This window comes from Mycobacterium sp. NGS67 (assembly GCF_059812185.1).
Genome location: NZ_JCALCF010000090.1, coordinates 1 through 402, shown reverse-complemented (window position 1 = coordinate 402; position 402 = coordinate 1). Strand labels below are relative to the sequence as shown.

The 402-nt window shown below is 80.1% G+C and carries 1 protein-coding gene; it reads right to left on the bottom strand.

What is annotated here, in order from left to right; translation table 11 throughout:
• On the bottom strand, positions 1-402 hold a 402-nt coding region (locus AC5Y4D_RS27365; RefSeq protein ID WP_500038782.1), incomplete at both ends, for a hypothetical protein.

Here is a 402-nt window from a genome sequence, read left to right as displayed (position 1 = left end):
ACCGGCACCACCGGCGCCGCCCTTACCGCCGGCGCCGCCGCTACCACCGGTGCCACCGGCCCCGGCGTTGGTGCCGGCCTGACCGATCGCGCCGTCGACCCCGGCCCCACCGGACCCGGCCGCACCACCGGCACCACCGCTGCTGGCATTACCACCGTTGCCGTTGGCGCCGGCCACCCCGCCGGCACCGGCACCGGCCAGGCCGGCGACCCCACCGGCACCGCCGTTGGCGCCCTGACCGCCGGCGCCGCCGTCACCACCGGCAAACCCGGAGTCGCCGCTGTTGATGCCGTGGTTGCCGGCCGCACCGATACCGCCCTTGCCGGCCGCGCCGGCGTGACCACCGGCCCCGGCGTCCCCGCCGGACCCAGCCTTGGCCGCCGCGCCGCCGACCCCGCTGGC